Genomic DNA, 17,067 nt, shown 5'->3' on the forward strand with positions numbered 1-17,067 from the left:
CCGCATGGGGCAAAAAGGGCAGACCCCCCGGAAGCCTCACCCGTGGACCACTGTGTACGCCGAGCATCGTCCGGACTACGCGCACGCTGCGTGCGCTCGGCGCTCGAGCCCGCGCCCGGCCCTCGGGTGCTCGACCTCGGCGCCGGAACCGGCAGGCTGACCGCCATCCTGGTCACGCTGGGCGCCGACGTCGTCGCGGTCGAGCCGACCCGGCGATGCTGGCGAGCTGCGCTGCGCGTTGCGGGCCATCCGTTCCCTGCCGGGTACCGCCGAGGCGATACCCCTGCCGGACGCGTCCGTCGATGCGGTGCACGCCGGCCTGCAGGTACATCTTCTCCTCGAAGAGGCGCGGGTTGTGGCCCGGTCCTGGTCTGCGAGTCTGTCGATAACGCTCGTGGTCACCACAAGTAGGGCGCCACGAGATCGACGTGCGACCATTTCCTGGCGGGGCTGCTCATGGGCTGACCGTGTCCCGCTCGAAAACACGTTCCGTGCTTTGAGCTGGGGTTTGCCGCGTGATCAGAGCTACTGCTGCGACCATCGCGAGGTGTTGTTATCGCTTGCCTACCGGTTGCTGAGGGGCTTGTTCGGCCTGCTGGCGGTACTGGTCCGTTCTGATCTGTCCAAAGATGTTGAGCTGCTGGTGCTCCGTCACGAGAACCAAGTGCTCCGCCGTCAGTAACCGCGCACCCGACCGGGGCATGGACGGTGCAACAGGCCCGCAACCTGGTCATGGATCTGGCCGACCGACTCGCCGGGCTGCGGTTCTTGATCCACGATCGGGACGCGCTCTTTACCTCCGCCTTTCGGGATGTCTTCACAGCTGAAGGGCTGTAGGACATCACCACGCTGCCACGGACTCCGAGGATGAACGCTATCTGCGAGCGCGTCATCGGTACAATATTCGAGCGGCACACGGTGTACACGGCGCTGGCCACCCGCATCGAGTCCCACCTCACCGCGTTCGGGCCCGCCACCGAGTACCCCGACTCCGAGCATTACCAGGACGACGGCTACTGGCGCGGGCCGATCTGGACTCCCTCGACCGTACTCATCGAGGACGGCCTGCACCGGGCCGGCCACATCGCCCTGGCCGACGAGATCAGCGCCCGCTTCGGGCGGCTGTGCGAGCAGTCCGGTTTCGCGGAGAACTCCGACGCGCGCACCGGCGAGGGCCTGCGCGACCGCGCCTACACCTGGACGGCCAGCGCCTACCTCATCCTCGCCGCCGCCCACGAGCAGCGCGGGCAGCGGCTTTGACAAGGCCGCGGGACCCGGCCCAGGAACGCGCGATGCGCGCGCACGCCATCACGCGTGCCCGGCGACACCTTGATGAGCGCCTATCCAGAAGTTCTGCGCATAACCGGTGACAAGGGCCGCGCCAAGGGTCGGAACGAGATTGCTCAGCCCACCTCTCCGGCCCCGGCGAGGTCCTGGTCGGTTGCGCCCTCCTGTTGTATTCGCCAATCCCCGGCCGGCCGAATTCAGCGCCGGACACCCATGCGGTACCGCCAGGCAAGGGCGATCCAGGCCACGAGGGCGACGAGCGCAACGAGGACGATGATGCCGATTTTGAGGGGAGTCCCCATCGCACCTTGGTCGTCCATTACGGTCGCCGGCGCGGCGGCCTTGTTCCGCGCGGGCGCCGTCGCCTGCCCCATGGCGGGGGCAGTCGCCGCCACGGGTGAGGCGGCGATAACGCCCGCCTTCACCTTCACCGTCGCTTTCGCCTTGGAGGGCTCGGTCGCGGTCACGGTGACCCGCCACTCGCCGCTCGGCAGCGGCTCGGCGGAGTGGTAGAGGTTCTGGCCCTCGGGCGCCGACCTGAGCGGCACCGGCCCGAAGGAACGGCCGTCTGCCGAGGTCGCCTTCAGCGTGGCCTCGACGATCTCCGTTACGGGATGGCCGTCCTTCTTGTACGTGACCAGCACGTTGACGTTGTCGGCGCCGTCTCCCGTCACCTCCAGCTTGATCGGCCCGCCGTGGGCGGAGGCCGCCGGTGCGCCGAGCACCAGCGTGAGGCCGGCCAGCAGGACGGTGAGGACGTATGCCGGTGCCTTGTTCACGAGTCGTGACTCCCCTCGGGTTCGGTGTCGGGGGTGAGCGCCCCTTCGCCGGGTGATGTCGGTAGGAACACGTGCTGGTGGCCGTAGCCCGCGTCGATGTTCACGGCGTTGAGAGCGGTGGCTCCGATCGACCAGGTGAAGAGCGCTTCGGCGCGTTGCCGTACGGCCAGATCCATGGCGGCGGCGCGGGCCGGTCCTGTCAAACCCCGCGCGGCCGCGTAGGTGTCGACGGTCGTGGCGGTCTCACCGGACGGCGGGTCGGCGAAGCCTTGGACGGCCGCGGCGGCCGCCTGCTGCCAGGCCTCGACGTCGGCGGCGGTCACCGCGACGGGCCCCGCTGTGCCGTCGGACGGCATGGCCCGGCTCAGCCCGTCGAGCACGGGGAGGAGCCGGGCCCGCGTGCCGCGGGCCAACTCCGTCAGGGTCTTGATCTGCGTTTTGTCGCGGAGGGCGGACTCGGCACGGAGACGGTCGGCCGTCTGCTCGATCGAGTCCGGCCGGGTCAGCGCGAACACCACACCGCCGGCGACGATCGCGCCGAGCGCGAACGCGACCGCGAGGGCGAGCACGCGGGCCCACGTCGCACCCTGTGCGGGGGCCGGTTGCCTGGGTCGGTTGATGGTCGCCACCTCCTGAGGACGGATGTCGATGGCGCTCACGCCTCCTGAGGCGTGCCTTTGCTGTGGAGCATGATCAGCTTCTCGATGCGCTTGCGGCGCCAGGCGGCGACCAGCCGGATGGCGAAGGGGGCGAGGATGAGGAGGACGAGGAGGGCGAGCTGCGGCCACGGCAGGGCCCAGACCGTGGTGTCGATCGCCATCCGCTGGGCGGTGACGCCCGGGATCGGCTTGCCCGCGGGCGAGGGGATCACCGTGACCGTCGTGCCGATGGGACCCAGCGGCCAGGCGCCGGGCACCCGTGCGACGAACGTGCGGCTGCCGCCCGGCATGAGCTCCCTGGCCTTGGCCGCGGACGGGTCACTCCAGTTGTTCTCGCCCACGAACGTGGACGTCAGGACCCGGTTGTCCGCGACCAGCCGGACGTTGCCGACGTTGGCCACGGTGTAGGTCACCTCGACGGATCCGGCGGCGAAGGGATTCCACGATCCCGTGTACTCGGCTTGCACGTCGGTCACTGCCACCTTGGCCACATAGTCGCCGGTGACGCGGATGTTCAGGCGGACGCCCACCCGGTTCTGGACCCGTACCTGACCGGAGACGGTCTCCAGGGACGCAGTCACACCTGCGGGGTGATCGCCCGGCGTCGCGTTCTGGGGGATCGACACCGTCACCGGCACGACGGAGGTGGCCCCGGCGGCGATGGTCACCTTCTCGGGAACCGCTATCCAGGAGCCGCCGTCGGTCGGTTTCGCGTCCGAGGGCCGCATGTCGAAGTAGCCCTTGGAGGTCAGGTAGCCGTCGTTGGCGTCGATCGCGAAGTCGACCGGCTGAGTGGAGCGGTTGATGACCGCCACATGCTCGACCACCTGCTGCCCGCCGGCGAGTTCGAGGTCGATGACGCTGCGGCCGTCAGGACCGTCGGCGTTGGCCGGAACGACCGACCAGGTGGTGTCGGCGTCGGATGGGGTCGCGAACGCGACCGTGGTGACCAGGACGGCGACCAGCAGGGCAACGCCGACAGCGGGTAAGACGGCGAGGTGGGCGAGGGCGCCTCGCGAACGGCTTGTGGTCAACAGAGGTGTCTCCAGTCTCATCGTGGTCGTCCGGGACCTGCGCCAGGCCGGCACAGGTCCCGGACGCCCACAGCGGGCGATGGCGTCCTGCCTCCGGTTCAGGACTGGTTGAAGAGGGAAAGCGTCAGAGTCGAGTGGTACTCGCCGGCGGCGACGTCGGCGGGAGCGCGCAGCGCGAGGTCGGCGTTGACCTCATAGGTGCCGATCTCGTCGGCGGAGTTCGCCGTCGACACCAGCAGCTCCTGCCCCTGCAGACCGACGGTGGGCGCTCCCGAGCCGTCTGAGATGACGCTGGAGACGGGCTCACCGGCCTCCACCGCCCCGGAGGAGGAGTCGCTCAGCAGGCGCGGCCGCCAGCCCAGGTACTGCGGGCCGATGGGCGGCGCCGAACCGCTCGTCGCGGTGAACTCGCTGGCCTGGCCGACGACCGCCCAGAAGTCGCCGGCGGGGATCTCCTCGGGCCGGCGGCTGTCGGTCACCGTGACCGTCGGCAGGGTGCCGACGAACTGGCGGGCGGCGGCGTTGGAGCCGTCCTCCTGCAGGGCCACTCCACCGTTGTCGGCGACGGTCATGGACACCTCACCGGGAGTGGTGTTCGGCTCGATCGTCACCGACACGTCGATGCCGTTGTCGGGGTCGTCGTCCGCCACCGCGGGACCGGCCACGCCGAGGCCGGCGCCGGCGAGCGCGACACCGAGCATCGCCGCGGCGAGTATCTGTGTAGTCCTGTTCATTTTCATGTGTTCGCTCCATTGAGGGGGTGGGGCCGGTCGGCTGCTCGGCCGGCCGGCCCCGGTTCTGCTATCGGCGGTCAGCGGCAGCTGAGCGCCGGGTAGGCGGCGTCGTACGACGAGGTGACCTGCCCGCCGCCGATCGTCGCGGTCCCCTTCACGGTCACCGTGCCCGCGTCGATCTGCCCGGCCCGGCTGTTGAAGGACTGGTACGCCTGCTTGCCCGGGGCCACGTCGGCCACGGTCTTCGAACCGAACGGGGTGGTCAGCGTCACCGTCGCCGGCACGTCCGAGCCGTTGACGGCCGTGACCGCCACGTACGCCGAGGTGCCGATGCAGCGGGACGAGGCGGAGACCGTCAGCTTGACCTGCGGCGCGGACGCCGAGATCGTCAGCGTCAGCGTCTTGGCCTCTTCGACGTTGCCCGCCTTGTCGGCCGAGCGGTACTTCAGCTCGTGCTGCCCGTCGCCGGTCACGGTGACCGGTCCGGTGTAGGCGGTCCAGCCGCCGCCGTCGAGCTGGTACTCGGTCTTGTCGACCCCGCTGCCGCCGCCCTCGTCGGTGGCCTTCAGCGTGACCGACACCGGACCGGTGAACGTGCCGCCCGCCGGCTGCTCCGGATCGGTCGTCGCCGTCGTCACGGGCGCGGTCTTGTCCGAGCCTGCCTTGGTCAGGTGGAAGTAGTCGAACGTGACCGTCTTCGACGCCGACTGGTTGGTGCCGATGGTGTACACGCCGACCTTCGCGCCGGTGGCCACCGCGGTGTTCTCCACCGTCGCGGAGAGATCCGTCCAGGTCTGGCCGTCGGAGGAGTAGGAGCCGGTGTAGGTGGTGCCCGCCTTCCTCAGCCGCAGCCACCACACGCCGCTGGTGAGGTTGTTCACTTGCGGCTGCGGGTTCTGCACGGTGCCGCCGACCTCGCTGCGCAGTTCGATGCTTCGCGCCACCGTCGAGCCTGCCGAGTTGGTGGTGAGGAAGTCGAGCTTCACGTAGTCGTCGTCGCCGGTGTACACCATGAGGCCGCCCTGCTGGTACTGCTCGTTGAGCGCCGAGGCGTCCACCTTGGTCTCCAGCGTCCAGTCGCCGCTCGGTGCCGTCTGCAGGATGAAGTTCTTCGGGCCGCTGTTGCCGGTCCCGTAGATGTCACCGGTCGTGGTGTCGAGCTCCAGCTTGCCGTTGCCGACGCGCGCCGCCGTGGCGTCGGGGCGCACGACCGCGTTCCAGCGGCAGGAGTCGAGCGCGGTGTCGTCGAACTGGTCGTCCGGGTCCGGCGCCGTCGCCTTGTCGTCCGGCGTGATGTGGAACCAGTCGAAGGACGCGTCCACCACCGGGTGGTTGGCCCCGGCCAGCGAGATCAGGCCGATCTTGGGGTTGGCGATCCCGGCGAGCGGCTTGGTCTGCGGCATCGCGGTGAACGTGGTGCCGTCCGAGGAGTAGTGGGCGGTGATGTTGGTGCCGTCGCTGACGAACCGCACGTACACCGTGTCGGGGTAGGAGTCCCCGAGGTTGGCCGTGTTGCTCTGCGACACCTCGTTCGGGCTACCGTTCTCCTCCCGGATGAACTGGAAGATACGGCTGGCGTGGTTGGAACCCGAGGTCGACCGCGCCTGGAGCACCATCTTGGCGTAGTTGTCGTCGTCGCCGTAGATGACCAGGCCCGCCTGCTGGTACGCGTCACGCGCGTCCAGCGTGAGCTTGGCGGTGGCGGTCCACGCACCCGAGGGCGCCGGCTGCACGACGATGTTCGGCGTGTTGCCGCCCGTGCTGTAGATGTCGGTGGTCGAGGTCGGGATCACGAGCTTGCCGTCCGCGACCTTGAGGTCCTGGTTCTCCCGGATGACCGACCAGCGGTCACGGTCGAGCTGGCTGCCCAGGAAGTCGTCGGAACGGCCGGTGAAGCACACCGTGGCCGCCGCGTCCACCTTGATCGGGACCTGGGCGGTGGCCGACGCGCCCTTGTCGTCGGTCACGGTCACCACGGCCGTGTAGTTGCCCGGCGCGGTGTAGGTGTAGCTCGCCTCGGCCGTGGTGGGCTCCGGCGCGCCGGTCACCCCGAAATTCCACTTGTAGGTGATCGGGTCGCCTTCGGGGTCGGTGGCCGTCGCCTTGAAGTCGACCTTCAGCGGGGCGACGCCCGTCGCCGGGGTCGCCGTCGCGGTCACGGCCGGACGCTCGTTGTCCGTGGCGCCCTTGCCGACGAAGTCGACCCAGTTGACGTTGGCCAGGTAGGCGTTGTCGGCCGCGCTCGCCGGCTTGCGCACGACGAAGTACAGCGGTCCGCTCTCGGTCGGTGGGCTGGTCAGGTCGAGTGTGACGTCGGTGAACGTCTGCCAGCCACCGGTGGGCGGCACGTCGACCGAGCCGACCAGAGCGCCGGTCTCGGGGTTGCCCGCCCGGACCTGTACGGTTCCGCCGGCTCCGCCAGAGGAGGCCCGGAGCCGGATCGCGGTGACGTTCGACAGGTTCACCGGGTCGAACGACCACCAGTCGCCGTCTTGGACGAACGCGATGTGCTGGTTGCCGCCCTGGGTGTCGGTCGTGGTCTCCGCCTGGACGCCTGCGGCGTCGGTGCCCTTGCCGTCGGCCACCCGGCCGGTCTGCGCGAAGTGCTCGGCCTGCTTGCGCTTGGGTTCCAGGATGATCTGGCCCCGCCCGGTCAGCGGTCCGGCGCCATTGGCGCCCCCGTCGGTGTAGCTGGCCTCGATGGCGTAGAAGAGGTTGTCGTACTCGCCGTGGCCCGCCTGCTGGGTCTGCAGGGTGCCCTCACAGCCCTTGAGCTGGTCGAGCGGGTGGCCGTGGCTGTCGTGGCCGAGGATCGCCTGGATCTTGACCTTGTCGCAGTCGATCGTGCCGTCCTCGGCGTCGGTGACGGTGACCTTGAACTTCACCTGGTCGCCGAACTCGAAGAAGGCGCCGTTCGGCGGAACGTCCACCTTGACGGTGGGACGAGTGTTGCCCGCGCTGATCGACACGCTGGCGGTGGCGGTCTTGCCGTCGGGGGTCTTGACGGTCAGGACCACGCTGTAATCGCCCCCCTTCTCGTAGGTGAAGGTGGGGTTGGGGTCGGTGGAGTCGGTGTCCCCGTCACCGTCGAGGTCCCAGGCGTAGGTGAGCGTCTTGCCCTCCGGGTCCCGGCTGCCCTCGCTGGAGAACTTGACCGTCAGCGGCAGGGGCCCATCGGTCTTGTCCGCCGTGGCACGGGCGATCGGCGGTCGGGTGCCCTTGGTGTACTCAATGCGGTAGATGCCGGAGTCGGCGTTGTCGCCGCCGAAGCCGGATCCCCACTCGATCATGTACAGCGCGCCGTCGGGGCCGAACTTCATGTCCATCGGCTTCTTGAACGACAGGGAGCCGAGGATCGGGTTCATCTCGACGACCTTGCTGCCGTTCTCGTTGAGCTGGAACGACCACACCTTGTCGTTGTTCCACTCACCGAAGATGGCCTTGCCGTCCCAGTACGCCGGCCACTTCACGTCCGACTGCAGGTTCGGGTCGGAGCGGTAGACCGGGCCGCCCATCGGCGCGCCACCGCTCAGCTCCGGGAAGTTCTGCGGGTCGGCCGCGTAGTGGTACCAGATCGTCGCCGGGATCACCGGCGGCAGGCTGGTCAGGCCGTCGTTGTTCGGCGAGTCGTTGACCGGCGCGGCACAGTTGAACGGCGACCCCGACTGCTTGGTGGCGAAGTTGTAGTCGACGTACGGGGTGTTGTTGCCGATGCAGTATGGCCAGCCGAAGTTGCCAGGCTTCGTGATGAGGTTCCACTCGACCGTGTTCTGCGGACCCCGGGTGGAGCTCGCCGCGTTCGCGTCGGGACCGTACTCACCGAGCATGATGTTGCCCGTCTTGGGGTCGAGACCCATGCGGAACGGGTTGCGCAGGCCCATGCCGTAGATCTCCGGCTTGGTCTTCGCCGTGCCCGGCGCGAACAGGTTGCCGGACGGGATGGTGTAGGTGCCGTCGGCCTCGGGGTGGATCCGCAGCAGCTTGCCGCTCAGGCTGTTGGTGTTGCCCGCGGTGCGCTGGGAGTCCCAGTTGGCGCGGCCGGACTGCTCGTCGAGCGGCGCGTAGCCGTCGGAGGCGAACGGGTTGGTGTTGTCGCCCGTGCCCAGCCACAGATTGCCGGTCTTGGGGTCCATCACCATGCCGCCGCCGTGGTGGCAGCACTCGGCCCGCTGCACCGGGACGTCGAGGATCTTCTTCTCGCTCGACAGGTCCAGGGTGTCACCGGTGACGGTGAACCTGCTCAGCCGGTCGACGTTCGTCCCGGTGGGCGAGTAGTAGAGATACACCCAGTGGTTCGAGTCGAAGCCGGGGTCGAGCGCCATGCCGAGCAGGCCGCTCTCGTTGGCGGTGAAGACGCTCAGCTTCGCCGCCGTCACCGTGCCGCCCGCCGGCTTGATGATCTTGACCTCGCCGAGCCGGTCGATGTAGAAGACCCGGCCGTCCTTGGCGACGTCCACCATCATCGGGTTCGACGTGTTGTCGTCGAGCGTGACCTTCTCGAAGCTGCTGCTCTGCGAGGCCGAGCAGTCGGCCTTGACCGCGCCGGCGGCGGTCTGGATGCCGCCGAGCAGCAGCTTCAGGAAGTTGGGCTCGCTGTAGTTCTCCTTGAGGTGGCCGAGCCCGGTGTACCACGAACGGCCGCCGTCGAAGTCCTGACACCACGTGTTCGGGTGGTCGGCGCCCATCGTGGCGCCGGTGTAGGACTTCTCGTCCATCGACGTCAGCACGTGGACCGTGCCACGCGGGTTCGTCTGGTAGTCGTACCACTCGTCGGTACGGATCCAGGTCGTCGGGAGATCCTTGGTCGCCGGGTGCGCCGGGTCCTCGACCTTGACTGTGGCCTGCTGGATCGCCGGGTGCTGCTTGAAGTACGCCCCGACCAGCTTGCCGTACCAGGCCCAGTTGTAGCCGCTGTCGGCGGCGGCGTGGACGCCCACGAAGCCGCCGCCGCCCTGGATGTAGCGCTGGAAGGCGTCCTTCTGCTCCTGCGTGCCCAGCGGGTCACCGGTCGTGGACATGAAGACCACGGCCTGGTACTGCGCCAGGTTCTGGTCTGTGAACAGGGCGCTGTCCTCGGTCGTGTCGACCGCGAAGTTGTTGTCCTGGCCGAGCTTCTGCACGGCCGCGATGCCCTCGGGGATCGAGTCGTGCCGGAATCCGGTCGTCTTCGAGAAGACGAGCACCTTGAAGGCGGGCTCCGCCGCCGTGGCGGCCTCGGCGCTCACGGGCGCCGCAAGGAGCGTGAGGAAAGGGGCGACGAGGGCTAAGGCCATCGTGGTAGCGGTTCGACGTCTCGGGCGTCGTCCGCCTTCTGGCAGGACCGCGTTGAGCAGCCTGGCCCACGTTCGAGGACGTGGTGACATGGAAAACCCTTCCTGACCGGGGGGACGTCAGGCAAGGCGCGCGCCGCCGCGCTGTTGCCACTTGGTGGTAGCGGATAGTGCGGGTTGCTGGAGGGTGCCGTCTCCAGGTCTGTGGGGCCGTCAGTAAGGTGCCGGCCTGCGGAGTGAATCCAAGATCGTCGTCGGATCGTCGATGATGTGGTTGACCACCATGCTCGCGGCGCCCCGGGAGGCGGCGCCGAAGCCGAGCGTGGAGGCGACGAATCGGCACTGGGCGGCGGGAGCGGCCACCACGAGCCGTCGCAGCTGATCTTGTGCGTGTGGCAGCAGCCACTGGGCCAGTGAGGCGAAGTAGCCGCCGATGACGATCACTCGCGGGTTGAACAGGTTGGCCAGGATCGAGCCGCCGAGCCCGAGCCACTCGCCGACCTGCGCCACCGCCGTCACCATCCGCCGGTCGCCCGAGGCCAGGCCCCTGGTGATGTCGGCCACCCGTTCGCCGGGATCGGGCACCGGCATGCCGGGCAACCCGTACGCCTGTTCGGGCATGGCCGCGCGGACGAGCGCGGCCAGGCCGACCTTGGTCTCCCAGCAGCCGATGCGGCCACAGCCGCATCGGTCGCCGTTAGGGTCGACCCGCAGATGTCCGACCTCGCCGGAGAATCCGTCCGCTCCGCGCAGAAGCTCGCCGCCTGAGATGATGCCGCCGCCCACGCCCACCTCTCCGGTGAGATAGACCAGGTGGGGTGTGCCGGCGGCGACGCCGGAGGTGTATTCGGCCAGGGCGGCGAGGTTCGCGTCGTTGTCCACCCGCACCGGCACGCTCTGCGGGCCGAGTATGGAGCTCAGCTGCTCGGCCAGGGGCAGGTCGCGCCAGTGGAGGTTCGGCGCGAGTGTCACGACGCCGCGTGTCACGTCCACGAGTCCGGGGACGGCCACCGCGATGCCGGTCGGGACCGCTCCGGCCCGCCGCATCGCCTCCACGGCCTCCTTGGCCACGAGCCCGAGCCGGCGCACGGCGCTGTCCGGGCCGCTGCCCATCGCGTCGTGGACCACCCGGCGCTCGACCAGGCTCCGGCCGCTCAGGTCGGTGCCGTGGACCGCGATGTAGTCGACGTTGATCTCCATGCCCAGGGCGCCGACGTGCGCGCCGTGCAGCGCCACCGCCCGTCTGGGACGCCCGATCGCGCCCACGTGCTCGACACCGACCTCCCGCACCAGCCGCCGTTCCAGGAGCTCGGCCATGAGATTGGAGACGGTGGCCCGGTGCAGCCCGGTCGCCTGCGCGATCTCGGCACGGGACAGGGATGTGTGGTCGCGCAGCTCGCGCAGCACCAGCGAGAGGTTCGCCCGGCGCAGCGTGGCGGGACCCGTCGGCGCGGCGCCGCCCGGGGAGCGGGAGCGGGACGGTCTGTACGTCACCCGCACCACCTGCCCCTTTGTTTGTCTCCGAGATCAATTAATCAGGGTTGTAACACGGCGATGTCGGACCACGCACCCCTCAAGTTCGTAACGAGTTGGCATCGCTCACGTCCGTGCACTTCCGCCACGTTTCTCGCTCGAGTTACCGGAACGTTACGCAAGTTACGAACGATTTAATACTTGTGTCCGCAGGAAGTCGTGCTTTTAATTCGGCTAGCCATCTGAACTAATCGAGGAGGAGCGTGGACCACAGCCGGGCCGACGGCCGCGCGACCGACTCGATGAGTCGCGGCGGGTCCGCGGGAGTTCCCGCGGATCAGGCCACCGTGCGCCGTTCCAACCTCGCCCTCGTGCTGCGTCACGTCAGCGCGTGCGGCCCGTGCACCCGATCGGCCGTCGCCGCCGCGACCGGGCTGAACAAGGCGACCGTCACCAGTCTGGTGAGCGAGCTGCAGGCGCGCGGACTGGTCAAGGAGATGGGGCCGCAGCACGCCGGCTCCGTCGGCCGCCCAGGTGTCGCGCTCACCCTGGACGGCTCCCGGGTCGGCGCCCTCGGCATGGAAGTCAACGTCGACTACATCGCCGCGATCGCCACCGACCTGGCCGGCAGGGTGATCATCGACCGGCGCATCGGTTTCGACGCCATGGGCTCCGGCCCGGAACGCTCGCTGGACGAGCTGGCCCGCATGGCCGAGAGGACCGTCGCCGACCTCGACCGGCTCGGGATCACGCCGGCCGGGATCACCGTGGCTGTCCCCGGCCTGATCGACACCACCACCGGCACCGTCGTCCTCGCCCCGAACCTCGGCTGGCGCGGGGTGGCGGTGGCGGAGCGGCTGTCCCACGCGAACATCGCCGCGGACATCCCCGTCGCGGTGGACAACGACGCCAACCTCGCCGCCCTGGCCGAGTACACCTCGGGCGTCGCGGCGGGCACCTCCGACCTGGTCTACCTCACAGGCGAGGTGGGCATCGGCGGCGGCGTCATCGCCGGCGGCCGACTGCTGGGCGGAGCGGACGGATTCGCGGGGGAGGTCGGCCACGTCATGATCGACCCCTCCGGCGAGTCGTGCCGCTGCGGCCGGGTCGGCTGCTGGGAGACCAAAGTCGGGCTGGCCGCGCTGGTCCGCATGGCCACACCAGACCGCGCGTACGGCACGGGCCCGCATCTCGTCCGTGACCCGGAGGAGCGGCTGGCCGAGATCGAGCACCGACGGGCCGAAGGAGATCCCCGCGTCGACGCCGCCGCCGCGGAGGTGGGCCGGTGGCTCGGAATCGGGGCGGCCATGCTGGTCAACCTCTTCAACCCACGGGTGATCGTGCTGGGCGGGTACTTCGCGCGACTCGCCGACCTGATCATCCCCGCAGCGCAACAGACGCTGGCACGCCTGGGCATGAGCGACGCTGTCGAGCGCTGCCGGTTCGTCGCCTCTGACCTCGGCTTCGGCGCCGCCTCACGCGGAGCGGCCGGAGTCGTCGTCGAACGAGCACTGTCCGACCCCACAAGCATCTCGAGCCGAACGTCTCCAACCATCGGGGTTATCGAGGGAACCCCGATGGCTTGATCGCCACAGTCAGCCTGACCCGCGTCTCGGCACGCGGTTCCGATCTACCGCCCGCTCCCTGAACCTCCCGTCCGCCTGACCGTCCTGTTCCGCACCGCCTCGGCACATCCCGCCCATCTCGCGTGCCGCGGCCATGGGGCATGCGGCCAGGCGGGCGGAAACCCCTGTGCCCTTTTCCCGTGCCCTTTCCCCACCCAGAACGTCCCGCCCGCCTGATCGGTCGCCCGAAGCCGCACCGGCACCGTTGACGCCGACCTCGGTGCCGTCGCGGCGGTGCCAACCGGCGCCGTCAGGCGGGCGGGGCCATCAGGCGGGCCCGGCCACACCGTAACCGAGGGAGGCCCCTGTGCCGCGGTCACCATCCGACTCGTCATCGCTGCTCGTGATGCGAGGAATCGTCAAGCAGTTCCCGGGCGTGCGCGCCTTGGACGGCGTGAACCTTGAGGTCAGAGCCGGAGAGGTGCACTGCCTGCTCGGCCAGAACGGCGCCGGGAAGTCCACGCTCATCAAGATCCTGTCCGGTGCCCACGAACCCGACGAGGGCGAGGTGCTGCTCGACGGCTCGCCCGTACGGCTGGCGCCGCCGACCGCGGCGATGGGCCACGGAATCGCCACCATCTACCAGGAACTCGATTTGGTGGACGGGTTGAGCGTGACGGAGAACATCTTCCTCGGCCACGAGATGGCGACCTTCGGGTTCTCCCGCCGGGCCGAGGCCGACCGGGCGACGGCCGAGCTGCTCGAGCGGCTGGGGCACGGCGAGATCCGCCCCCGCACCGAGGTGAGCTCGCTGTCGCCGGCCCATAAGCAGATCGTCAGCATGGCCAGGGCGCTGTCGCACTCGGCCCGGGTGATCATCATGGACGAGCCGTCGGCCGCGCTGGACCACGACGAGGTCGGCAACCTGTTCCGGGTGATCCGTGACCTCACCTCCCAGGGCGTGGCGGTGATCTACATCTCCCACCGGCTGGAGGAGATCCGCGAGATCGGCGACCGAGTCACCGTGCTCAAGGACGGGCGCACGGTCGCGGTGGGGCTGGTGGCCAAGGACACCTCGACCTCGAAGATCGTGGCGCTGATGACCGGCCGCAACGTCGAGTATGTCTTCCCGCCCCGGCCGGGCAGGGGAGCCCACGAGGGGCGGCCCGAGGTGCTGCGGGTGGAGAACCTGACGCTGCCCGGCCGGTTCGCGGACGTGTCGTTCAGCATCAGGGCCGGGGAGATCGTCGGCCTGGCGGGCCTGGTCGGCTCCGGCCGCAGCGAGATCATCGAGGCGATCTACGGCGCGCGACGGGCCGGTGGCCGGGTCGTGCTCGATGGGCGGACGGTGCGGCCGGGCAGCACGACTCGCGCGGTGCGGATGGGCATGGGCCTGGCCCCCGAGGAGCGCAAGGCGCAGGCGTTGCTGCTGGACCACCCCGTCGCGCAGAACATCACGCTGGCGAGCCTGAGCCGCTACACCAGGCCGCGGTGGCTGGGCTGGCTCGACCGCCGGACCGAGTTCGCCGAGGCCGAACGGCTGTCGCAGGCGCTGGACATTCGCCCGACCGATCCGCGCCGGCCCATCAGGACCTTGTCGGGCGGCAACCAGCAGAAGGCGGTGCTGGGACGCTGGCTGGCCGAGGACCGCAAGCTGCTGCTGCTCGACGAGCCCACGCGTGGGGTGGACGTCGGTGCCCGGGCCGAGCTGTACGCGCTGGTGCGCAAGCTGGCCGACGACGGCATCGGTGTGCTGCTGGTGTCCAGCGAGGTGCCTGAGGTGCTGGGCCTGGCCGACCGCGTGCTGGTCATCCGTGAGGGCCGGATCGTCCATGAGGCGCCGGCCGAGGACCTGGACGAGCACCGGGTGCTCGACCTGGTGATGGTCTCCGCAGGACAGAGGCCCGGATCCGATGTGGCAAATCCCCCCATCGAAGGAGCATCGCATGACTGAGGTTGATCAGGCCGCGCCGACAGGTCCGCGATTGAAGGCGGCGGGACCGGGCGGGCGGTTCGGCCGGCTGGGTGACGTCCGGCATCTGGGGCTGGTCGCGGCGTTGACACTGCTGGCGATCGTGGGATTGGTGACGAAGCCGGAGAACTTCGCCACCTCCTCCAACTTGGTGAGCATCCTGGCGCTGGCCTCGACCATCGGGGTGATCACTGTTGGCATGACGTTCGTGATCATCGGTGGTGGCATCGATCTGTCGGTGGGCGCGCTGATGGCGTTGGCGTCGGTATGGGCGACCACGCTGGCGACCCAGTCCTACGGGCCGGTCGTGATGATCGTGTGCGCGGTGCTGGTGGGCACCGGCGCGGGCCTGCTGAACGGGATCTTGATCGCCTACGGCCGGATGGTGCCGTTCATCGCGACGCTGGCGATGATGGTGGCCGGGCGCGGCCTGGCGCAGCGGATGTCCAACCAGCGCACACAGCTCGTGCAGCAGGACAACTCGATGATCGTGAGCCTGTCGACCACGCGGGTGCTCGGGCTGCCGCTGCTGGTGTACGTGTTCGCGCTGGTGGTGCTGTTCGGCTGGCTGGTGCTCAACCGCACGACGTTCGGCCGGCGCACCTACGCGGTGGGCGGCAATCCCGAGGCCGCCCGCCTGGCCGGCATCGACGTGCGCAAGCACACGCTGCTGTTGTACGCCCTGTCGGGGTTGTGCTGCGGGATCGCCGCCGTGCTGATCATGGCCAGGACCACGACCGGATCGTCCACACACGGCGACCTGTACGAGCTGGACGCGATCGCCGCAGTGATCATCGGCGGGACGCTGCTGAGCGGCGGCCGGGGCACGATCATCGGATCGATCCTCGGTCTGCTGATCTTCACTGTGATCACCAACCTGTTCATCCTGAACGGCCTGAACACCGCCGACCAGCTCATCGCCAAGGGCGCGATCATCGTCGCCGCCGTGCTGCTGCAGCGGCGAAGCCTCAAAACACACACCTGACACCAGGGCCGGATCTCAAGCCTTCCGGCTTCAGCAAGGAGAGAAGACATGGATAAGAACGTCGCCCGGCGCGGCTTCCTCTTCAGCGGCGCCGCCCTCGGCGCGGGTGCCCTCATCAGCGCCTGCACCAGCAACGAGCCGGTCGCCACCCAGCAGGCGAGCGCGCCCGCCGCCGCTCCCGCGGCCAAGGACGGCAACGACGCTCCTGGCGAGAAGGTCGTCATCGGCTTCTCGGCCCCGGCCGCCGACCACGGCTGGATCGCCGCCATCAGCAAGAACGCGGCGGACGCGGCCAAGCAGTACACCGACGTCGAATTCAAGCCGGTCGAGCCGACCAACGACATCAACCAGCAGATCTCGGCGGTGGAGTCGCTGATCCAGGCGAAGGTCAACGTGCTGGTGATCCTGCCGAACGACGGCCAGCAGCTCAACCAGGTCGCCCGGCAGGCCATGGACGCGGGCATCCCGGTGGTCAACGTGGACCGCGTCTTCCCGGACAAGCTGTCGTACCGGGCCTGGATCGGAGGGGACAACTACGGCATGGGTGTGGCCGCCGGCCACCACATCGGCAAGACGCTGAAGGACAAGGGCGTCTCCAACCCGGTCATCCTGGAGATCCAGGGCATCGCCACGCTGCCGCTGACCCAGGACCGCAGCAAGGGCTTCGCCGACGCGCTGAAGACGTACGGCTTCAAGGTGACCGCGCAACAGGACGCCAAGTTCACGGTGGAGTCCGGAACGCAGGTGGCCGCCAACCTGCTCCAGGCGCACAAGAAGATCGACGCGATCTGGAACCACGACGACGACCAGGGCATCGGCGTGCTGGCGGCGATCAAGGAGGCCGGTCGCAACGAGTTCTTCATGGTCGGCGGCGCGGGCTCGGCCAACGCGATGCGTGACATCCAGGCCGACAGCGGCGTGCTGAAGGCCACCGTCACCTATCCCCCCACGATGGCCGCCTCGGCGATCAAGATCGCCCGGCTGATCGCCCAGGGCAAGGGCATGAGCGACCTGCTGGAGCAGCAGGTGCCGCAGTCGATCACCCTGGCTTCGGAGACCATCACCAAGGACAACGCCGCCCAGTACCTGCCTCTCGGGTTCGAGTCATGAGGCCTGTCATCGGGATCGGCATGGTCGGCTACGCGTTCATGGGCCGTACCCACTCCCAGGCGTGGCGCAGCGTGGACGCGTTCTTCGACCTGCCGTTCAGACCCTCGATGGTGGCCGTGGCCGGCAGATCCGCCGAGGCGACCGCGCAGGCCGCCATCGAGGGTCTGAACGGCAGGTCGAAGAACGCGTCCACGCTGCG

At 69.2% G+C, this 17,067-nt stretch carries 11 protein-coding genes and 1 pseudogene; 6 read left to right on the forward strand and 6 right to left on the reverse strand.

The window, feature by feature from the left end; translation table 11 throughout:
• Positions 1-867: 867 nt before the first annotated feature.
• A complete protein-coding gene (locus tag AB0J09_RS12850; RefSeq protein WP_360689350.1) occupies positions 868-1,260 on the forward strand; it encodes a hypothetical protein in 393 nt (130 codons plus the stop codon).
• 224 nt (positions 1,261-1,484) lie between these two features.
• On the opposite strand, the gene AB0J09_RS12855 is transcribed toward AB0J09_RS12850, so the two are convergent.
• The 6 genes from AB0J09_RS12855 to AB0J09_RS12880 all read right to left on the reverse strand — a co-directional run bounded on the left by AB0J09_RS12855 (position 1,485) and on the right by AB0J09_RS12880 (position 11,257).
• Positions 1,485-2,066 carry a hypothetical protein gene (locus tag AB0J09_RS12855; protein WP_360689351.1) on the reverse strand — a complete coding sequence of 194 codons (582 nt, stop codon included), beginning with the start codon at positions 2,064-2,066 and terminating at the stop codon, positions 1,485-1,487.
• Positions 2,063-2,725 carry a hypothetical protein gene (locus AB0J09_RS12860; RefSeq protein WP_360689353.1) on the reverse strand — a complete coding sequence of 221 codons (663 nt, stop codon included), beginning with the start codon at positions 2,723-2,725 and terminating at the stop codon, positions 2,063-2,065. The genes AB0J09_RS12855 and AB0J09_RS12860 overlap by 4 nt, the downstream gene beginning before the upstream one ends.
• Positions 2,722-3,759, reverse strand: a complete 1,038-nt coding sequence (locus AB0J09_RS12865) for a DUF916 domain-containing protein (protein WP_360689354.1) — start codon at positions 3,757-3,759, stop codon at positions 2,722-2,724. The genes AB0J09_RS12860 and AB0J09_RS12865 overlap by 4 nt, the downstream gene beginning before the upstream one ends.
• A gap of 98 nt (positions 3,760-3,857) precedes the next feature.
• Complete coding sequence (locus tag AB0J09_RS12870; RefSeq protein ID WP_360689356.1) at positions 3,858-4,499, reverse strand: hypothetical protein; 642 nt, start codon at positions 4,497-4,499, stop codon at positions 3,858-3,860.
• Between the two features lie 71 nt (positions 4,500-4,570).
• Positions 4,571-9,766: a ThuA domain-containing protein gene (locus tag AB0J09_RS12875; RefSeq protein WP_360689358.1), complete on the reverse strand. Its 5,196-nt coding sequence runs from the start codon at positions 9,764-9,766 to the stop codon at positions 4,571-4,573.
• Positions 9,767-9,976: 210 nt separating this feature from the next.
• Positions 9,977-11,257, reverse strand: a complete 1,281-nt coding sequence (locus tag AB0J09_RS12880) for an ROK family transcriptional regulator (RefSeq protein ID WP_360689360.1) — start codon at positions 11,255-11,257, stop codon at positions 9,977-9,979.
• Positions 11,258-11,499: 242 nt separating this feature from the next.
• On the opposite strand from AB0J09_RS12880, the gene AB0J09_RS12885 reads away from it, so the two are divergent.
• The 5 genes and pseudogenes from AB0J09_RS12885 to AB0J09_RS12905 form a co-directional block, all read left to right on the forward strand.
• Positions 11,500-12,822, forward strand: coding sequence for an ROK family transcriptional regulator (locus tag AB0J09_RS12885; protein ID WP_360689362.1), 1,323 nt, complete (start codon positions 11,500-11,502; stop codon positions 12,820-12,822).
• Between the two features lie 346 nt (positions 12,823-13,168).
• Positions 13,169-14,755: a sugar ABC transporter ATP-binding protein gene (locus AB0J09_RS12890; RefSeq protein ID WP_360689364.1), complete on the forward strand. Its 1,587-nt coding sequence runs from the start codon at positions 13,169-13,171 to the stop codon at positions 14,753-14,755.
• Positions 14,748-15,758, forward strand: a complete 1,011-nt coding sequence (locus tag AB0J09_RS12895; protein WP_360689366.1) for an ABC transporter permease — start codon at positions 14,748-14,750, stop codon at positions 15,756-15,758. Before AB0J09_RS12890 ends, AB0J09_RS12895 begins: the two co-directional genes overlap by 8 nt.
• A 48-nt stretch (positions 15,759-15,806) precedes the next feature.
• Positions 15,807-16,868 carry an ABC transporter substrate-binding protein gene (locus AB0J09_RS12900; protein WP_360689368.1) on the forward strand — a complete coding sequence of 354 codons (1,062 nt, stop codon included), beginning with the start codon at positions 15,807-15,809 and terminating at the stop codon, positions 16,866-16,868.
• A pseudogene (locus tag AB0J09_RS12905) lies at positions 16,865-17,067 on the forward strand (hypothetical protein); the annotation flags it as partial. The gene AB0J09_RS12900 and the pseudogene AB0J09_RS12905, both read left to right, overlap by 4 nt.

It is taken from the genome of Nonomuraea sp. NPDC049784, assembly GCF_040659615.1.
GTDB lineage: Bacteria > Actinomycetota > Actinomycetes > Streptosporangiales > Streptosporangiaceae > Nonomuraea.